17 protein-coding genes are annotated in these 18,787 nt (G+C 60.6%); 10 read left to right on the top strand and 7 right to left on the bottom strand.

Features of this window, described 5'->3' with window-relative positions; all coding sequences use genetic code 11:
- Positions 1 to 12: 12 nt before the first annotated feature.
- From ACFFAR_RS05825 to ACFFAR_RS05795, 7 genes are all read left to right on the top strand, one after another.
- On the top strand, positions 13 to 762 hold the full coding sequence (locus tag ACFFAR_RS05825; protein ID WP_174363935.1) for a phosphoglycolate phosphatase: 750 nt from the start codon (positions 13 to 15) through the stop codon (positions 760 to 762).
- Positions 763 to 1,174: 412 nt separating this feature from the next.
- A complete protein-coding gene (trpE, locus tag ACFFAR_RS05820) occupies positions 1,175 to 2,671 on the top strand; it encodes an anthranilate synthase component I (protein WP_062168049.1) in 1,497 nt (498 codons plus the stop codon).
- Positions 2,672 to 2,685: 14 nt separating this feature from the next.
- Entirely contained in the window at positions 2,686 to 3,270 is a 585-nt protein-coding gene (locus ACFFAR_RS05815; RefSeq protein ID WP_062000378.1) for an aminodeoxychorismate/anthranilate synthase component II, read from the top strand.
- A gap of 14 nt (positions 3,271 to 3,284) precedes the next feature.
- Complete coding sequence (trpD, locus tag ACFFAR_RS05810) at positions 3,285 to 4,316, top strand: anthranilate phosphoribosyltransferase (protein ID WP_086381768.1); 1,032 nt, start codon at positions 3,285 to 3,287, stop codon at positions 4,314 to 4,316.
- 11 nt (positions 4,317 to 4,327) lie between these two features.
- Positions 4,328 to 5,113 (top strand): indole-3-glycerol phosphate synthase TrpC, encoded by a 786-nt coding sequence (trpC, locus tag ACFFAR_RS05805; protein ID WP_375507626.1) that lies wholly within the window; start codon positions 4,328 to 4,330, stop codon positions 5,111 to 5,113.
- Between the two features lie 21 nt (positions 5,114 to 5,134).
- Positions 5,135 to 5,791 carry a CYTH domain-containing protein gene (locus tag ACFFAR_RS05800; protein WP_174364484.1) on the top strand — a complete coding sequence of 219 codons (657 nt, stop codon included), beginning with the start codon at positions 5,135 to 5,137 and terminating at the stop codon, positions 5,789 to 5,791.
- Positions 5,788 to 6,564 carry a uracil-DNA glycosylase gene (locus tag ACFFAR_RS05795; RefSeq protein ID WP_375507625.1) on the top strand — a complete coding sequence of 259 codons (777 nt, stop codon included), beginning with the start codon at positions 5,788 to 5,790 and terminating at the stop codon, positions 6,562 to 6,564. Before ACFFAR_RS05800 ends, ACFFAR_RS05795 begins: the two co-directional genes overlap by 4 nt.
- 65 nt (positions 6,565 to 6,629) lie before the next feature.
- Here the strand turns inward: ACFFAR_RS05795 and ACFFAR_RS05790 are convergent, their stop codons facing one another.
- From ACFFAR_RS05790 to ACFFAR_RS05775, 4 genes are all read right to left on the bottom strand, one after another.
- A complete protein-coding gene (locus tag ACFFAR_RS05790) occupies positions 6,630 to 7,226 on the bottom strand; it encodes an FMN-dependent NADH-azoreductase (RefSeq protein WP_062170258.1) in 597 nt (198 codons plus the stop codon).
- A gap of 148 nt (positions 7,227 to 7,374) precedes the next feature.
- Entirely contained in the window at positions 7,375 to 9,174 is a 1,800-nt protein-coding gene (locus ACFFAR_RS05785) for a M61 family metallopeptidase (RefSeq protein ID WP_375507624.1), read from the bottom strand.
- Positions 9,175 to 9,280: 106 nt separating this feature from the next.
- The gene (locus ACFFAR_RS05780) at positions 9,281 to 10,012 is read right to left on the bottom strand and encodes a DsbC family protein (protein WP_062168059.1); all 732 of its coding nucleotides are present in this window, start codon (positions 10,010 to 10,012) and stop codon (positions 9,281 to 9,283) included.
- A 36-nt stretch (positions 10,013 to 10,048) separates the two neighbouring features.
- A complete protein-coding gene (locus ACFFAR_RS05775) occupies positions 10,049 to 11,221 on the bottom strand; it encodes a UbiH/UbiF family hydroxylase (RefSeq protein ID WP_062170260.1) in 1,173 nt (390 codons plus the stop codon).
- Between the two features lie 202 nt (positions 11,222 to 11,423).
- Between ACFFAR_RS05775 and ychF the strand changes: the two genes are divergently transcribed.
- The 3 genes from ychF to ACFFAR_RS05760 all read left to right on the top strand — a co-directional run bounded on the left by ychF (position 11,424) and on the right by ACFFAR_RS05760 (position 15,791).
- Entirely contained in the window at positions 11,424 to 12,518 is a 1,095-nt protein-coding gene (gene ychF, locus ACFFAR_RS05770) for a redox-regulated ATPase YchF (protein ID WP_062000386.1), read from the top strand.
- Positions 12,519 to 12,928: 410 nt separating this feature from the next.
- Complete coding sequence (gene ettA, locus ACFFAR_RS05765; protein ID WP_062000389.1) at positions 12,929 to 14,596, top strand: energy-dependent translational throttle protein EttA; 1,668 nt, start codon at positions 12,929 to 12,931, stop codon at positions 14,594 to 14,596.
- 76 nt (positions 14,597 to 14,672) lie between these two features.
- Positions 14,673 to 15,791, top strand: coding sequence for a DUF748 domain-containing protein (locus ACFFAR_RS05760; protein ID WP_062168062.1), 1,119 nt, complete (start codon positions 14,673 to 14,675; stop codon positions 15,789 to 15,791).
- On the opposite strand, the gene ACFFAR_RS05755 is transcribed toward ACFFAR_RS05760, so the two are convergent.
- From ACFFAR_RS05755 to ACFFAR_RS05745, 3 genes are read right to left on the bottom strand one after another with little or no spacing between them, the layout of a single operon-like run.
- Positions 15,792 to 16,415: an HAD family hydrolase gene (locus ACFFAR_RS05755; RefSeq protein WP_375507623.1), complete on the bottom strand. Its 624-nt coding sequence runs from the start codon at positions 16,413 to 16,415 to the stop codon at positions 15,792 to 15,794. It lies immediately after the preceding gene.
- A 15-nt stretch (positions 16,416 to 16,430) separates the two neighbouring features.
- Complete coding sequence (locus ACFFAR_RS05750; RefSeq protein WP_375507622.1) at positions 16,431 to 18,251, bottom strand: aminopeptidase P family protein; 1,821 nt, start codon at positions 18,249 to 18,251, stop codon at positions 16,431 to 16,433.
- 21 nt (positions 18,252 to 18,272) lie between these two features.
- Positions 18,273 to 18,536 (bottom strand): hypothetical protein, encoded by a 264-nt coding sequence (locus ACFFAR_RS05745; RefSeq protein WP_375507621.1) that lies wholly within the window; start codon positions 18,534 to 18,536, stop codon positions 18,273 to 18,275.
- Between the last annotated feature and the right edge of the window lie 251 nt (positions 18,537 to 18,787).

Here is an 18,787-nt window from a genome sequence, read left to right as displayed (position 1 = left end):
CGGGGATTCAAGATGAGCGAACTCAGCGCCGAGCTTCCGGCATTCACGAACAAGACGTTGCGAGCGGCGATCATCGACCTGGACGGCACCATGGTCGATACAGCAGACGATTTCACCGCGGCGCTGAACGGCATGCTCGCGCGCATCGGCGCGACAGCGACTGATCGCGACGAGGTGATCGGCTATATAGGAAAAGGCTCGGAGAATCTGATCCGCAGCATTCTGGCCGTGCGGTTTTCGGCGCTCGAAGCATCCACGAAATTCGAAGATGCCCTCGCGATCTATCAGATCGAGTACGCGCGCATCAACGGACAGAGCGCAACGCTTTATCCCGAAGTCGCCGAAGGGCTGAAAGCGTTGCGCGATCTCGGCTTGCCGCTCGCGTGCGTAACGAACAAGCCGCACCGGTTCGCGGTCGAATTGCTGACGAAGTTCGGCCTCGCGGAATACTTCAAGGTCGTACTCGGTGGCGACTCGGTCCCGCAGAAAAAGCCCGATCCGGCGCCCATGCTGATCGCCTGCGAACGCCTGGACGTTTTGCCGCGGGAAGCGGTTGCCATCGGCGACTCGGAGAACGATGCGCTGGCGGGCCGCGCGGCCGGAATGGCGACGCTGACGGTGCCTTACGGCTACAACCACGGCAAACCCGTGCACCTCGTGAAATCCGATGGTATAGTTTCTTCCCTGCTGGCTGCCGCACAGGCAATAGCAGCAACCATGGCCGCGCCCGAAGCACCCGGCGCGACAACATTGACTGACTAGCTTAATCCCTCATGTTTCTGAACAAAAAACGGAGTCTGAGCAGCATCGACCGGGGAGCCTGGCCCTGGCGTCGCTGGTCGCGCTAACCTCGCCTGAGGTCCGCTGAAGCTCGTCTTCAGCACCGTTTTTTGTTTCGCTGCGCACTCCGCGCGCCGATCCCGCTGACTTGCCTTACCTTTGATGCCCGGCTTGATGCGCATCATTCGCTGCGCCCGATTGTGTCGTGAGTGTCTCGAGTCCACACGGTTCCCGTGAACGGCCCCGAGCCCTGATAATCGGACATGCAGTGCGTGAAGCCCCGGCCGACGCACAAACCCAAGCGGGTTAAGCGCCGCGCGGTGAATTTTTCCGCAGCGCCCAGTATGTGCTCGATGTCGCAAAACCCAACAAGCGACACGCAAAGGATCAGAACATGACCGAACTCGAATTCCAATCGCTGGCGAATGAAGGCTTTAACCGCATTCCGCTGATTGCCGAGGCGCTCGCCGACCTCGAAACGCCGCTTTCGCTTTATCTCAAACTCGCTCAGACCGAGCGCAATGGCGCCAACTCCTTCCTGCTGGAATCCGTGGTCGGCGGCGAGCGCTTTGGCCGCTATTCGTTTATCGGCTTGCCGGCACGCACGATGATTCGCGTGCAGAACGGCGTGTCGGAAGTGGTGAAGGATGGTCAGGTAATCGAAACGAGCGAAGTTGATCCGCTGACGTTCATCGAAACATTCCAGAAGCGGTTCAAGATTGCGCAACGCCCGGGATTGCCGCGCTTTTGCGGTGGTCTGGCAGGGTACTTCGGCTACGACGCCGTGCGTTATATCGAGAAAAAGCTGGCGCACTCGGCGCCGCGCGACGATCTCGGCCTGCCCGATATCCAGTTGCTGCTGACCGAGGAAATGGCGGTCATCGACAACCTCGCCGGCAAGCTCTATCTGATTGTCTACGCCGATCCGACCGTGCCGGAGGCTTACACGAAAGCCAGGCAGCGCCTGCGCGAACTGCGTGCGCGTTTGCGTACGACCGTGCAGCCGCCAGTGACGTCGGCGAGCGTGCGTACGGAGACGTATCGGGAGTTTGCGAAAGAGGACTACCTGAACGCCGTGCGCAAGGCCAAGGAATACATCGCGGCGGGCGAGTTGATGCAGGTTCAGGTCGGCCAGCGCCTCGTGAAGCCGTTTCGCGATAATCCGCTTTCGCTGTATCGCGCGTTGCGGTCGCTGAATCCGTCGCCGTACATGTACTACTACAACTTCGGCGGTGAATTTCATGTGGTCGGGGCATCGCCGGAAATCCTGGTGCGCCAGGAAAAGCGTGGCGACGAACGTATCGTCACCATTCGTCCGCTCGCCGGCACACGGCCGCGCGGCAACACGCCCGAGCGCGACGCCGAACTCGCCACCGAATTGCTGAACGATCCAAAGGAAGTCGCCGAACACGTGATGTTGATCGATCTGGCGCGAAACGATGTCGGCCGGATTGCGCAAACGGGTTCGGTGGTCGTGACGGACAAACTGGCGATCGAAAAGTATTCGCACGTTCAGCACATCGTCAGTTCGGTGGAAGGCAAGCTGAAGCCCGGCACGACGAACTTCGACGTGCTGCGCGCGACCTTCCCGGCCGGCACGCTTTCGGGCGCACCGAAAGTGCGGGCGATGGAAATCATCGATGAACTGGAGCCAGTGAAGCGCGGCCTGTACGGCGGCGCTTGCGGGTATTTGTCGTTCACGGGCGAGATGGATCTCGCCATCGCGATTCGCACGGGCCTGATCCACAAGGGTAATTTGTATGTGCAGGCCGCCGCCGGCGTGGTCGCGGATTCGGTGCCCGAGTCCGAATGGCAGGAGACGGAGAACAAGGCGCGTGCAGTTTTGCGCGCCGCCGAGCAAGTGCAAGACGGCCTCGATAGCGACTTCTGATCCGGAGAAAGACCATGCTGCTGATGATCGACAACTACGATTCGTTCACCTATAACCTGGTTCAGTATTTCGGCGAACTGGGCGAAGACGTGCGGACGTTCCGCAACGACGAAATCACCCTTAGTGAAATCGCGAAACTCAATCCCGAACGGATCTGCCTTTCGCCGGGGCCGAGCAATCCGCAACATGCGGGCATTACGCTCGACGTGTTGCGCGAATTTTCCGGCCAGATCCCCATTCTTGGCGTGTGTCTTGGCCATCAGGCTATTGGAGAGGCATTCGGCGGACGGGTCGTGCGCGCGCAAACCATCATGCACGGCAAGGTCAGCACGATCGAAACCGATTGCCGCGGCGTATTTGCCGACCTGCCCAAGCATTTCAGCGTGACGCGGTATCACTCGCTGGCAATCGAGCGTGAATCGCTGCCGGACTGCCTGGAAGTATCTGCGTGGACGCCCGATGGCGAAATCATGGGCGTGCGTCACAAGGAACTTGCGGTCGAAGGCGTTCAGTTCCACCCCGAATCGATCCTGTCCGAGCATGGCCACGCGCTGCTCGAGAACTTCGTTAAAAGCTCGAAGCAGGGCGAACGCGTGTGAACCGGGATCAGAACATGACTATTACGGCCCAGGAAGCGCTGCAACGGACCATCGAGCATCGTGAAATTTTCCACGATGAGATGCTCCACCTCATGCGCATGATCATGCGCGGCGAGATGTCGCCGGTGATGTCCGCCGCGATCATCACGGGATTGCGCGTGAAGAAGGAAACCATCGGCGAAATCGCAGCGGCGGCAACCGTCATGCGCGAATTCGCCAATCATGTGACGGTGCCGGACAGCGATAACCTCGTGGATATCGTCGGTACGGGCGGCGATGGCTCGCACACGTTCAACATCTCGACGGCAACCATGTTCGTTACCTCGGCCGCCGGCGCGAAGGTTGCGAAGCACGGGAATCGCGGGGTATCGAGTAAATCGGGCAGCGCGGACGTGCTCGAAGCGCTCGGCGTGAATATCGATTTGAAACCGCAGCAGGTCGCACAATCCATCGCCGAAACAGGCATGGGTTTCATGTTCGCGCCGAACCATCATCCGGCGATGAAAAACATCGCCGCCGTGCGACGTGAGCTCGGCGTGCGGACCATCTTCAACATTCTTGGCCCGCTGACCAACCCGGCAGGCGCGCCGAATCAGTTGATGGGCGTGTTTCATGAAGACCTCGTCGGCATCCAGGTTCGCGTGATGCAGCGCCTTGGCGCAAAGCACGTGCTGGTTGTGTACGGCAAGGACGGCATGGACGAAGTCTCGCTGGGAGCCGCGACGGTTGTCGGCGAACTGCGCGATGGGCAAGTCCGCGAATACGAGATTCATCCGGAAGATTTCGGCTTGCAGATGGTGTCGAACCGAACGCTCAAAGTGGCCGACGCGCAGGAATCGAAGACCATGCTGCTCGGCGCGCTCAATAACAAGCCGTGCGTGGCGCGCGAAATCGTCACGCTGAACGCAGGAACGGCGCTTTATGCCGCGAACGTCGTGGAATCGATCGAGGACGGCATGCGCCTCGCGAAAGAAGTGATCGCGAGCGGCCAGGCGCGCGAGAAAGTCGATGAACTCGTGCGCTTCACGCAGCAATTCGCCAAATAACGGAATCCGATATGAGTGACATTCTCGACCGCATCATCCAGGTCAAGCGCGACGAAATCCGCGTTTCACAAGAAAGCATTTCGGTGGAGGCGCTGCGTTTGCAAGCGAGCACGCGCGACTCGCGCGACTTCGTCGGCGCCTTGCGTGCGAAGCATGCTGAAGGTAAAGCGGCGGTGATTGCCGAGGTGAAGAAAGCGAGTCCGTCCAAGGGCGTACTACGCGAAAACTTCGTCCCCGCCGATATCGCCAGGTCGTATGAACGTGGCGGCGCCGCGTGTCTGTCGGTGCTGACCGATGTGCAGTTCTTCAAGGGCAGCGTCGCGTATCTTGAGGAAGCGCGCGCCGCGTGCAGCTTGCCGGTCCTGCGCAAGGACTTCATCGTCGATCCGTATCAGATCCTCGAAGCCCGCGCGATGGGCGCCGATTGCATCTTGCTGATCGCCGCTGCGCTTCTGCCCGAACAAATGCGTGACCTCGAAGCCTATGCCCATTCACTGGGCCTCGCGGTGCTTGTCGAGGTTCACGATGAGAATGAGCTTGTGCAGGCGCTAACGCTGAAAACGCCGCTTATCGGCATCAACAACCGGAACCTCCGCACATTCCAGACGTCGATAGATACAACCATCGGCATGCTGGAAATGGTGCCGGAAGAGCGCATTGTGGTGACCGAATCCGGAATCCTGTCGCGCGTGGATGTCGAACGGCTCCAGGCAATGGACGTGCAAACGTTCCTTGTCGGCGAAGCGTTCATGCGCGCCGACGATCCCGGCACCGAACTTGCGCGAATGTTCTTCTGACGCTGTTGCACGGAGTTTATTTTGGGTATTGAACGTGAGATCAAGCTGGCGCTGCCGACATCGGACCACGAAGAGATCGCAAGGGATCTGACGAAGCGAACGGGCCAGGAAGGCCGGAAGATTCACCTGACGAACGTCTACTTCGACACCGCTGACCGCGCGCTCGCCAAAGCAAAGAGCGCTGTGCGGCTGCGCGGCGCACCGGATCAATGGCTGCAGACGTACAAGACCGCAGGTGAGTCGAGTGGCGGCATGCATAACCGGCACGAATGGGAAATGCCGGTTGCGGGCGAAGCGCTGGAGATCGACAAGCTGCTCGAACTTTGCGACGACGAACACGCGCGCAACGCTCTGCGTGACGCCGCGCCTGAGTTGAACGCCCTCTTCCGTACGGACTTTGACCGCGTGATATGGAACGTCGATATCGATGGCGCGACAATCGAAGCCGCGCTAGATCTTGGCGAAGTCGTAACGGATATCGATGGCGAGCGCCGCACCACGCCCATCAGCGAACTGGAACTCGAACTCAAATCCGGCGACGAAGCCGGAATGACCAACCTCGCCGCCCAGATGCGTGGCGCGTTTCTCTACCTCCAGCCTGAAGATGCGAGCAAGGCGCGCCGTGGTTACGAATTGTGCGAGCCAAAGGCGGAAGGTTCGAACGGTGGCGTGAAATGAACCAGGCGTCGTTGTTCGAGGCCGAAGGCGCTTCGGAAAGTCATCCGTTCACAACGCTTGAGAGCCAGTTCAATGCATTGCCGGCCGATTGGCGCAAGCACCTGAAGGCGTTCATCGAAAGTCCGCATTACGGCGCGTTGTGCGCGTTCGTCGACAATGAGCGCGCCGCCGGCAAGACCGTGTATCCCGCCGATGTCTTTCGCGCCTTGCGTCTGACCAGTCCCGCCGACGTCAAAGTGGTGATTCTCGGACAAGATCCGTATCACGGCGAAGACCGTGGCGCACCGCAGGCTCATGGCCTCGCGTTTTCGGTTCCGGCGCCGGTCCGTCCGCCGCCGTCGTTGCGCAACATCTTCAAGGAAATCAACGCGAGCCTCGGTTTTGCCGCGCCGAATCACGGTTGTCTCGACGCGTGGGCGCAGCAAGGCGTGCTGTTGCTGAACACATCGCTGACCGTGGAACGCGATAAAGCCGGCAGCCACGCCAAACGGGGCTGGGAACATTGCACCGACACGCTGATCCACGAGCTTGCGATGCGGCACGAACATCTCGTGTTCATGCTTTGGGGCGCGCATGCGCAGGCGAAACGCGGATTGATCGCGTCTGCCGTGGCAGCGGGAAAAGCGCATTGCGTGCTCGAGGCGCCGCATCCGTCGCCGTTATCGGCACATCGCGGGTTTTTGGGCTGTGGGCATTTCGCGTCGGCGAATGCTTACCTGGAAGAAAATGGACGGCCGGCCATCGACTGGCGTTTGCCTGATCTGCCAAACTGAAGCGCCAAGAAAAAGCCCGCCGTGTCTATCAAACACACGGCGGGCTTTTTTAAAGCTGAAGCAACTTACAGTGCAGCGATCGAATCCCGAGCCGTAGCCAACGCGGCGCCGGCAGCGTCCGGACCCATTGCCAGGCCTTCAGCGAACACGAAGCTGACATCGGTCATGCCGAGGAACCCGAGGAACGACTTCAGATAAGGCGTTTGCGAATCGTTCGGCGTGCCGCTGTACTTGCCGCCACGTGCCGACACAACGATCACCTTCTTGCCCGTCACGAGGCCCTCCGGGCCGTTCGCGCCGTATTTGAACGTAATGCCGGCGCGTGCGATCCAGTCGAAGTAAGCCTTCAGTTGCGATGAAATGCCGAAGTTGTACATCGGTGCTGCGATCACAACGATGTCAGCCGATTGCAATTCGGCGATCAGCGCTTCGCTCTTTGCATGAATGGCGTTTTGCTCGGCGGTGCGGGCATCGGCCGGCGTGAAGAACGCGCCTAGCGTGGCGTCGTCGAGATGCGGGAGGTTATCGGCGAGAAGGTTGCGAACCACGAGCTTCGCGCCAGCATGCGATTGCAGCAGCTTGGCCGCGACTTCGTCGGCGAGCAACGTGGACTGGGCGCCTTGCGAGCGGGCAGCGGAATTGATTTGAAGAATGGTCGTCATGATGACTCCTGTCCCTTGGTTGAGTGCGAGCGCGAAAACGCTCTGACAGGACGCATTCTTCGTGGTTAATCGATCGGGAAAAAGCTGTGCACCCATGACGGATCGTTGCACTGATAGAACAATCCGCCTTTTGGCCGCTATTGCTGCATCAACCTTTCAGCCAGCGTTCACGCCATTGCTTCGTCTGAGCGCTGGAATCGGCCGTGGAAAGCACGTAACGGGACACGTCCGGCGCGTCGAGTTTCACCTGCGTCACGCGCAATTCATCGCGACGGAATGCGTGAACTTCAACCTTCGCGCCGGGCAGATAACGCGAAAGCAGTGAATCGAGATTGGAACCCGTGACGCGCAGACCATCGATTGCAACCAGCACATCTCCCGCCGATAACCCCGCCTTCTGCGCCGCACTGTTCTCGTGGATGGCCGCAAGCACGCAATCCGCGCCGCCGCGAACGCGTGCGCCAAGCGACGGCTTGCCTGCCGTGCCGTTCGTGGCGATATCGGCGGCGAGCTTGATGCCGAACGGTTCCAGCAAGGTCTCCAGCGGCAGATCGCGCGTGCCGTGCACGCCCTCGCGGAAGAGCTTCCTCAGATCGGCGCCGGTGGCTTCGGCAAACAGCGCTTCGACTTCGCTCTCTTCAATGCCGCGCGCCCGGCCGTTGTAGAAATCGCGGCCGTAGCGCTGCCACAGCAGACGCATCACGTCGTCGAGCGACTTCTTGCCTTCGGTCTGCGCGCGAATCGACAGATCGAAAGCGAGCGCGACAAGCGAGCCCTTCTGGTAATAACTGACGATGGCGTTCGCCGCGTTCTCATCCTGCCGATAATATTTGACCCAGGCATCGAACGAGCTTTCCGCTACGGTTTGCTTCAACCGTCCCGAGCCGCGCAACACGCCGCCGATCGTCTTGCCTAGCAGCGCAAAATAATCGCTTGCGCTGATCGAGCCGGTGCGCACGAGTATCAGGTCGTCGTAGTACGACGTGAACCCTTCGAACAGCCACAGCAACGACGTGTAATTTTCCTGCGATAAATCGTATGGCGCGAACGCTGCAGGTTTGATGCGCTTCACGTTCCACGTATGAAAATATTCGTGACTGCACAGCCCCAGATACGTCCTGTATCCATCGGTCATCTCCGGCCGTCCGGTGACGGGAAGGTCCGCGCGATTGCAGATCAACGCGGTCGATGCACGATGTTCCAGCCCGCCATAACCATCGCCGACGGCAACGGTCATGAACACATAACGATCGATAGGCGCCTTCTTCGTGCGCGGCTCGAAGAGCGCAATTTGAGACTCGCAGATGCGCTTGAGATCGGTTTCGAGACGCTGCATATCGAGCGCGGTCACGCGGCCCGAAATCACGATGTCGTGCTTCGCGCCGTGAGCATTGAAGGAACCGAGCGCGAACTCGCCGAGCGTCACGGGATGATCGATCAGCGCGTCGTAATTCGGCGCTTCGTACGCGCCAAAGCCATAGCGCTTCGTGCCGCGCGCTTCCGGCAACGCCGTGGCGACGCGCCAGCTTGCATACTGCGCGCCCGAAGGCTTCTGAATATCCACGATGCACGGCGCATCCGCCTGCCCTTCCACGGCCAGGAACACGCTCGTGCCGTTGAAGAAGCCGATGGTGTCATCCAGATGCGCCGCTCGCACCGACAAATCCCAGCCGTAGACCTCGTAACGCAGCGTGATCGGGCCGTCGTGCGGCGCGGTTTGCCATGCGTGTTTGTCGGTCTTCTCGATGCCGATCTTCCGTCCCGCTGCGTTGAACGCCTGCAGCGTCACGATATTGCGCGCGAATTCGCGAATCATGTAGCTGCCCGGAATCCACACGGGCAGCACGAAGCGCTGGCCGGCCGGATCGGGTTGTGCAACGGTCAACGTCACTTCGAACACATGCGCTGCGGGATTTTTTGGAACGATGGTGTATCGGATGGCGTTCATGCTTCGAGGTCCTTTCTTCTTATCGCCGGCGAGGCTGGCGTTGGATGCCTGTTTGAAAGCGAAAGAGGCGCATCGCGCGCCTCCTTTCGTGGATCGGCCGCTAGGTTCAGCGAACCGCCGACAATTCCTTTTCCAGCCGGTCAGCCGGAATGGCGCCTGGGAGACGGCGTCCATCGGCGAGGAAAACCGTAGGCGTGCCGGTCACGTTCATCGACTGGCCGAGCTTCAGGTTTTTGTCGATGGCGGTCGTATCGCAACTTGCCGAAGCGGTCGGCGCGCTGTGGTCGAGCATCCAGCCTTCCCATGCGTTCGAGCGATCCTTCGAGCACCAGATGGACTTGGACTTGGACGTAGAATCCGGCGATAAAACCGGGTACAGGAACGTGTAGACGGTGACGTTATCCACGGATTTCAGCGTGGTTTCGAGCTGCTTGCAATATGGGCAGTTCGGGTCCGAAAACACCGCGATCTTGCGTGCGCCGGTGCCCTTCACGACCTTCACGGCGTTCTCGAACGGCAGCTTCGCAAAGTCGATCTTGTTGGTTTCGGCGAGACGCGCTTCGGTGAGATTCGTGCGCGTGCGGGTATCGACGAGATCGCCCATCAGCAAGTAATTGCCGGTCGCGTCCGTATAGACGATCTGCGCGCCGAGGTTCACCTCGTACAGGCCCGGAACGGGCGACTTCTGGATGCTCTTGATATCGGCGTCGCCAATACGCGACTGCAGCGTGGACTTGATCTTGTCGGTGGTCTGATCGGCCTGGGCCGCGATGCCGATGCCAAACACCGCTGCCAGCGTGGCGGCAGCGACCAGAGCGCGGCGAAGAGTGATTTTCATTCGGATTCCTGTGATGCTGAAAAAGTGAATAGGTCTTTAGCCAAGCGCAGCTGAAACGAGCCAGCGCTTGATCTGCGGCTGCGCGCCAACGAGCGCCATGCCCGTATTGCGCACCGCGCTTGCAAGCGTGCCGGGCACGGCAAAGAGTCGTTGCAGGCCATCGCACGCGATGGTCAGTTTTTGAATGTCCTCGCGGCGGGCGCGTTCGTATCGGCGGAGTAAAACCGGATCGCCCGCTGAACGGAAGGCTTCCTTGCCGGCGAGTGTATCCGCGAGCGCGGCGACATCGCGCAAGCCCAGATTCATGCCCTGTCCCGCAAGCGGATGAATCAGGTGTGCAGCGTCACCGACCAGCGCCACACGCGGCCCGACCAGACGATCCACCGTTTGCAGCGCAAGCGGGAAACCGTGCGCCGGCGTCACGCATTCCAGCGTGCCGAGCATGTTTTGCGTGGCTTTCTCGACTTCGGCCGCGAGTTGCTCGGGATCGAGCTTCAGCAGGGCATCGGCATGATCGGCTTTCGCGGACCAGACAAGCGACACGTAATCGCCCGGCAACGGCAACAGCGCGATGATTTCGCCGTCGCGGAACCATTGGTATGCAGTTTCGGCGTGCGGTTTCTCGCACTTGAAATTCGCGACCACGCCGGTCTGCCGATATTCCCTCCGATGCATCTTCGCGCCCGTCTGCGCACGCACCCAGGAGTGCGCACCGTCGGCGCCGACCACGAGATCGGCTTCGAGCGTGTCGCCGTTGGCGAGCGTGAGGTGCGCGGCGTCATCGTGAATCACGAGGCCCTGCGCGCGCGAATCGATCCACGTGAGGTTCGGCTGGAAACGCAGCGCGGCATCGAGCGAACGTTCGATCAGCGACGACTCCGCAATCCACGCCAGTTGCGGCACGGCGGCCTGGAACGCGGAAAAGTGCAGTTCGGCGAAGGCATCGCCGAAAACCCGCATGTCCAGCACCGGCCCGAGCTTTTCACGCTCGAGCGCCTGCCAGACGCGCAAGCGTTCGAGCAACGCCTGCGAACTCGACGAAAGCGCGTAGATTCGCGAATCGAAGCTGCCGGCGGCGGGCGGCGGTGCGGCCGGCGTTGCAAGCAATGCCGTGCGCAAGCCGGATTGCGTCAGCGCGAGCGCCGCCGTCTTACCGACCAGGCCGCCGCCAACCACGACCGCGTGGAAATTTCGAGAGTGGAAAGTCATGCGGGCATTATAGCCGCGGGGGTATTTCGAGATTTGATGCGCAACACGGTGTTTCGACCGTGGATCCCCGCGCGCCCAGCGTGCCGGGCCAGAGCGGTACAATATGGGTTTGTCCGGCCCGCAAGACGTGGCCGCCCGCTGCACAGCGAAATGCAGCGTTGACCCACGCGGCGCACGCCGTTTCACCAGTTCGAAGGATCCCATGAGCCTCCAATGCGGCATCGTCGGCTTGCCCAACGTCGGCAAGTCCACACTGTTCAATGCACTGACCAAGGCCGGCATCGCCGCCGAAAACTACCCGTTCTGCACGATCGAGCCGAACGTCGGCGTGGTCGAAGTACCCGATCCTCGTCTCGCCGCCCTGTCCGACATCGTCAAGCCCGAGCGCGTGGTGCCGGCGATCGTTGAATTCGTCGATATTGCCGGCCTCGTTGCCGGTGCGAGCAAGGGCGAAGGTCTCGGCAACAAGTTCCTCGCGAACATCCGCGAAACCGATGCGATCACGCATGTGGTCCGCTGCTTCGAAGACGAGAACGTGATTCACGTCGCGAACAAGATCGACCCGCTGGCGGATATCGAAGTCATCAACACCGAACTGGCGCTGGCGGATTTGTCGACGGTGGAGAAGGCGCATCATCGTTATGCGAAATCGGCGCGTTCCGGCAACGACAAGGAAGCGGCGAAGCTTGTGCCCCTGCTCGAAAAGATCCAGGCGCAGCTCGACCAGGCGAAGCCCGTGCGCGGCCTGGACCTGAGCGAGGACGAACTCCTGCTGATCAAGCCGCTGTGCCTGATCACGGCCAAGCCGACCATGTACGTGGCGAACGTGAAGGACGACGGCTTCGAGAACAATCCGCATCTGGACGCGGTGCGCAAGTACGCGGAAGCCGAAAAATCGCCGGTGGTGGCCGTCTGCGCGGCGATCGAAGCGGAAATCGCCGATCTCGACGACGCCGACAAGCAAGAGTTTCTCGCCGATATCGGCATGGACGAGCCGGGCCTCGACCGCGTGATTCGCGCGGGCTACACGCTGCTGGGATTGCAGACGTATTTCACGGCAGGCGTGAAGGAAGTGCGGGCGTGGACGATTCATATCGGCGATACGGCCCCCCAGGCCGCGGGCGCGATCCATACGGACTTCGAGCGCGGCTTCATTCGCGCACAGACCATTGCGTTCGATGATTTCATCGCGTTCAAAGGCGAACAGGGCGCGAAGGAAGCCGGGAAGATGCGGGCCGAAGGGAAGGAATATGTGGTCCACGACGGCGATGTGATGAATTTCTTGTTTAACGTGTGATTTAACGATTTTCCGTCCGTACTCGTTCCGAAAAGCGGGGTCCCTGGTAGAGGGATCCCGCTTTTTTCATCTCCCGATGCCGCCGGAAAGAGAGCGGGTAGCATCCTCGCGGACCATTTTCCTGAAGCCAGGAAAATGATCATTGGCGTCTGGAGTTTCAGCCGCCATTACCGCGGAACGTGCTTCCGGCACAGCGGCGCAGCGGTCTGGCGCTGAATCGCCGGACTCCACGCCGACCACCGGTATCCATCGAAGTACAATGTCGGCACGTTCCTGCTCCCTTGGGACACGCATCGTCGCGTATTGAATCGAGGTGCATCGCTGCAGCGGCTTGAAACGCCAGCCGCCGTCAGCCGAAGCCAGCCTCGAAAAGCAAAACCCCGAAAACCTCAAGACAACCGAATCCGCAAATGGCCCAATACGTCTTCACCATGAACCGCGTCGGCAAGATCGTGCCGCCGAAACGCCAGATCCTGAAGGACATCTCGCTGTCGTTCTTCCCGGGCGCCAAGATTGGCCTGCTCGGCCTGAACGGCTCGGGTAAATCGACGCTGATCCGCATCATGGCGGGCGTCGACAAGGAAATCGAAGGCGAAGCCACGCCGATGCCGAACCTGAACATCGGCTACTTGCCGCAGGAACCGCAACTCGACCCGCAGCAAACCGTGAGAGAAGCAGTCGAAGACGGTCTCGGCGACGTCTTCACCGCGCAAAAGAAACTGGACGACATCTACGCGGCCTACGCTGAGCCCGACGCCGATTTCGACGCCCTCGCCGCCGAGCAAGCCAAATACGAAGCCATCCTCGCAACGAGCGACGGCGGCACGCCCGAGCAACAGCTCGAAGTCGCCGCCGACGCGCTGCGTCTCCCCGCGTGGGACGCGAAGATCGAACATTTGTCCGGCGGTGAAAAACGCCGCGTGGCGCTCTGCAAGTTGTTACTGCAAAAGCCCGACATGCTGCTGCTCGATGAACCGACCAACCACCTGGATGCAGAATCCGTCGATTGGCTCGAGCAATTCCTGACGCGTTATCCAGGCACGGTCGTCGCCGTGACCCACGATCGCTATTTCCTCGATAACGCCGCCGAATGGATTCTCGAACTCGACCGCGGCCACGGCATTCCGTGGAAGGGCAATTACAGCAGTTGGCTCGACCAGAAGCAGGACCGGCTGAAGCAGGAAGAATCGTCGGAATCGGCGCGTCAGAAAGCGCTGAAGAAGGAACTGGAATGGGTGCGCCAGAACCCGAAGGGACGTCAGGCGAAATCGAAGGCGCGTATAGCGCGGTTCGAGGAACTCAACAGCCAGGAATACCAGAAGCGCAATGAAACGCAGGAAATCTTCATCCCGGTCGGCGATCGTCTGGGCAATGAAGTGATCGAATTCAAGAACGTCAGCAAGGCATATGGCGACCGTTTGTTGATCGATAACCTCAACATGAAGATCCCGGCGGGTGCGATTGTCGGAATAATCGGGCCAAATGGCGCAGGGAAGTCGACATTGTTCCGCATGCTCACGGGTAAGGAGCAGCCGGATTCGGGCGAGATCGTGACCGGCCCGACCGTGAAGCTGGCTTACGTGGATCAAAGTCGCGACGCGCTCAATGGCAACAAGACCGTGTTCGAAGAAATTTCGGGCGGTGCGGATGTGCTGACCGTGGGCAAGTATGAAACGCCGTCGCGGGCGTATATTGGCCGGTTCAACTTCAAGGGCGGCGACCAGCAGAAGACGGTCGGCGCGTTGTCAGGTGGTGAGCGTGGCCGGTTGCATCTGGCAAAGACGCTGATTGAAGGCGGCAACGTATTGCTGCTGGATGAACCGTCGAACGACCTGGACGTTGAAACGCTGCGTGCGCTGGAAGACGCGTTGTTGGAATTCGCAGGATCGGTGCTCGTGATCTCGCACGATCGCTGGTTCCTTGACCGCATCGCAACGCACATCATCGCGTTCGAAGGCGATTCGCAAGTGACGTTCTTTGATGGCAACTATCAAGAATACGAAGCCGACAAGCGCAATCGTCTCGGTGACGAAGCCGCGAAACCGAAGCGCCTGCGCTACAAGCCGATCATCCGCTAAACGCGGCAGATCGAGAATAACGACCAACAACGCATCGGCTCGCCGCCCGTGCGCGGCTTGATTTGGAGACATCGGGATGGCGGGTTCGAAGGCGCAGCGCGTGGTGCTGTGGGCGGGCGCGGTGATCGTGATTCTGCTGCTCGCGGCGGGCGGCGGCTGGCTGTACGTCATGCACGAGATGAAGGCCCGTGTCGTGGAAGCGCTCGGGCCGCTCGGATCAGTCGAAGATGTCGATGTCGGTTACTCGCGGATCACGCTCAGCCGTCTGCGTTTGCGCGGTCCGAAGGGCTGGCCCACGGAAGACGCATTGCGTGCCGAACGCGTGACGCTCAACGTCGATATGCGCTCCGTGCTGACCAGCACGCTGCATCTGCGTCACATCACGGTCGATGGCTTTTATCTCTCGGTAGCGCGTTTTCCGGACGGCCGTGTCGACCTGCTTCCCAACCTCAAGCAGTCCACGCGCGAGGCGCAAGCCAGTTCAACCGAAGCCGCCGAGCATGCGCGCGAAGACCGCCTGATCGATCATGTCTCGTTCGAGCGCGGCGCCATGGAATTCTTCGATGAATCGGTGCAACAGCCGCCGTATCGGATCCTGATTTCAAATGCCCGCGCAACAGTTGACAACTTGCATCTCCCCGCGCTCACGGAGCCGACCAAGCTCGACATGACCGGCTCGATCAAAGGGCAGTCGCACACGGGAACGGTTGCGTTCAACGGCTGGATGAAGATTGCGAACAAGGATTCGCAGACGCATACGACCTTGCGTAATGTCGATATCGCCACGCTCGATCCGTATCTGATGAAAAAGGCCGGCGCGCGCACCACGGTGACCGGCGGCACGATCGATCTCACGCTCGACGCCACCGTGCAGAATTACACGATCCACGCGCCGGGATCGGTGCTGCTGAACCATTTGCAGTTATCGGATAACGGGAATCCGCTCGACACGTTCCTCTCCATCCCCACGAAGATCGCAATCGCGGCGTTGAAGAATCACGATCAGATCAAGCTCGACTTCGAACTCGATGGCAACCTGCGCGATCCGAAGTTTTCGCTCAACGAAAGCCTGACGAAGAAACTCGCAGCAGGTTTCGCGAAGGCGCTTGGCGTGAATGCAGAAGGCGTCGCCAGGAACGCGGGGGGTGTAGTCAAGAACATTGGCGACGCGCTGAAGAATTTGTTCGGGAAATGATCAGACTGGCAAGCCGAGCGCTCGCAGACGCGCTTCGGTCTGCTCCGCGTTCGTGTGATGCACGGCGTTCCAGCCAAGCGCGGTCGCGGCGGCGATGTTCTTCGCGTTATCGTCGATGAAAACGACTTCCTGCGGTTGAATGCCCGGAAAATGCCGGTCGATTTCCTTCCACATCAACGCGAAAATCGCCGGATCGGGCTTCGCAACCAGCACGCGTCCCGATACCACCACTTCCCGAAAACGCTGCAGCACCGGAAAACGCTCCCACGCCCACGGGAAGGTTTCCGCCGACCAGTTGGTCAGCCCGAACAGCGGAATATCCGCCGCTTCCAGCTTGTCCACCAACGCTACGCCGTCTTCCAGCACGCCCGCCACCATCTCCTGCCAGCGCTCGTAGAACGCGCGGATCAGCGCCTCATGCTCGGGAAACTTGGCAATCAGCTCGGCGTTGCCGTCAGCGATGGTCTGCCCTGCGTCCTGCTGCAGCACCCAGTCCATGTGCACGACGTTGTCCATGAACCAGCGCCGCTCAGCCGCATCCGGAATCAGGCGGCTATACACGTAGTCGGGATTCCAGTCGATCAGCACGCCGCCGAAATCGAACACCACTGCCTTGATCGCCATGCGCTTTGAGCTCCGTTAAATAGCCTGCGTGCGTTTTTCGAGCCACGTTTTTGCCGCGCCGGAAACATGCGGCGAAACGCGTTCAAGCACAGTTGCGTGATAGTCGTTGAGCCACGCGCGTTCGTCGTCGCGCAGCAAGGTGAGGTCGATGCAGCGTGTATCGATCGGACACAAAGTTAGCGTTTCGAACTTGAGGAAATCGCCGAATTCGGTTTTGCCGGCGGCTTCGTTCATCACCAGGTTTTCAATGCGAATGCCCCATTTCCCTGGCCGATAAAGCCCCGGCTCAATCGACGTGATCATGCCTTCTTCCATCGCCGTGAAAGGCTCCGCCGGCGCGTAGTGCGAGATGACCTGCGGACCTTCGTGCACGTTCAGGAAGTAGCCCACGCCATGTCCGGTTCCATGGCCATAGTCCGCGCCCGCTTCCCAGATGGGCGCGCGGGCGATGGCATCGAGCATCGGCGAACGGATGCCGCGCGGGAAACGGGCGCGCGACAACGCGATCGTCCCTTTGAGCACGACGGTGAAATCGCGCTTGTGCTCGGCGGTGATCTTGCCGATGGGCACCACGCGCGTGATATCCGTCGTACCGCTCAGGTACTGCCCGCCTGAATCGATGAGCAACAAACCGTTGCCTTCGATCACCGAATGCGAGTCATCGGTGGCGCGGTAATGCGGCATCGCGCCGTTTGCGTTGAACCCGGCAATGGTCGCAAAACTCAGCGTGACGAAACCCGGGCGGCGAGCGCGCGCGGCCGTCAGTTTTTCATCGATGGTCAGTTCCGTGATCGTCTTGCGCCCGAGCGCGTCTTCGAACCATGCGAAAAACTCGGCAAGGGCCGCGCCGTCCTGTTCCATGGTGGCGCGAATGTTGACGGCATCGGCGGCCGTCTTGCGCGACTTGGCGAAGGTCGACGGATTCACCGACTCCACGATCTTCACTTTCGCCGGCACTTTCTCGAGCGAGCCGAACGTGACGCGGCGCGGATCGACGAGCAACGTGGAGCCTGCCGGCAACGCGGCAAGCGCATAGCCGGTTTTGGCGTACGGCTCGACATACACGTTGTCTTTCAGCAGCGACGCTTTCAACTCGGCTGGGATTTTTCCATCGCCGACGAACAATGCCGCGTCATCCAGCCCGATCAACGCATGCGCGACGAACACAGGGTTGTAGGTGACGTCGGCGCCGCGCAGGTTGAAAAGCCACGCGAGGTCGTCGAGGGTGGAAATGAAATGCCATTGCGCGCCTTTCTCGCGCATCACACGGCGAACATCGGCTAATTTATCCGCGCGGGACACGCTCGATTGGGGCGCAACGTGCTCATAAACGCTGTCCGACGGCAAACCCGGCCGCTCCGGCCAGACGGCATCGAGCAGATCCAGATCCGTGCGCAACACGATCCCGCGCGCTGTCAGGGCGTCCTTCAGCGTGCGTGCGGCGGCTACGCCGAGCACGGTGCCGTCGACGGAAACCGTATCGCCCGCCGCAACATTTTCGGCAAGCCAGTCCACGTGCGGCGCCGACTGCTGGCCGGCCATCATCTTCACAAGCGTGATGCCGGTGCCGGCGAGTTGCGCTTCAGCTTGCGTCCAGTAGCGGCTATCGGCCCAGACGCCGGCGAAATCGGGCGTCACGACCAGCGTTCCCGCCGACCCGGTGAATCCCGACAGCCACTGCCGCGCCTGCCAGCGCTCGGGCAAGTATTCCGAGATATGCGGATCCGACGACGGCACCAGCACGGCGGCCAGCGCCTCGCGCGCCATGACACCGCGCAGCAACTCGATTCGCCGGGCGAAGGTCTCGGCATTGGGGGAAATCAGTCGATCGTTCATGGAGTCACCTGCAGAAATTATTTAACGCCGCGCCGCCAGCCCGGCTGCGACGCTCACCGCGACGAGCGCGACCAGCGCGCACGCCAGCCACTCGAGCGAATCGCCATCGTGAAAAGCGCCAGTGACGTTGCCCAACATCTTCGCGACGACTGCGCCAAGGACGGCGGCAGCCAGGGCCAGCCAGAAACGGCCGGCGCGTTTTGCGCCCGACCGGCGCAAGGGATGCAGCCACCAGCCCGCCAATCCGATCACGAGTCCGAGAAAAACGATGCCAAACCAACCCATCAGGAATTCATCCGGACCGAATTCAGACTAAACCTATGTGTCGAATCGGATGGGTGAACTAGCATTTTCAATCCTGTGTTATTAGAAGGTTTGGAAGGCGCTCGCAGCGCAGCGGTTGAGTTTAGGGGGCTGGAATGGCGATGGCAAGCACACGCCGCGCCGTGCGGCCCTCTTACTCGAAGCACGCGGCGGCGTAAGAAATCATGCGAATCGCCATCATCGACGCGGACGTTCAGCACGCCGCCCTCATC

The organism is uncultured Caballeronia sp., assembly GCF_964243625.1.
Lineage (GTDB): Bacteria > Pseudomonadota > Gammaproteobacteria > Burkholderiales > Burkholderiaceae > Caballeronia.
The sequence above is the reverse complement of the archived record's forward strand: the minus strand, read 5'-3'. Positions and strand labels throughout refer to the sequence as shown.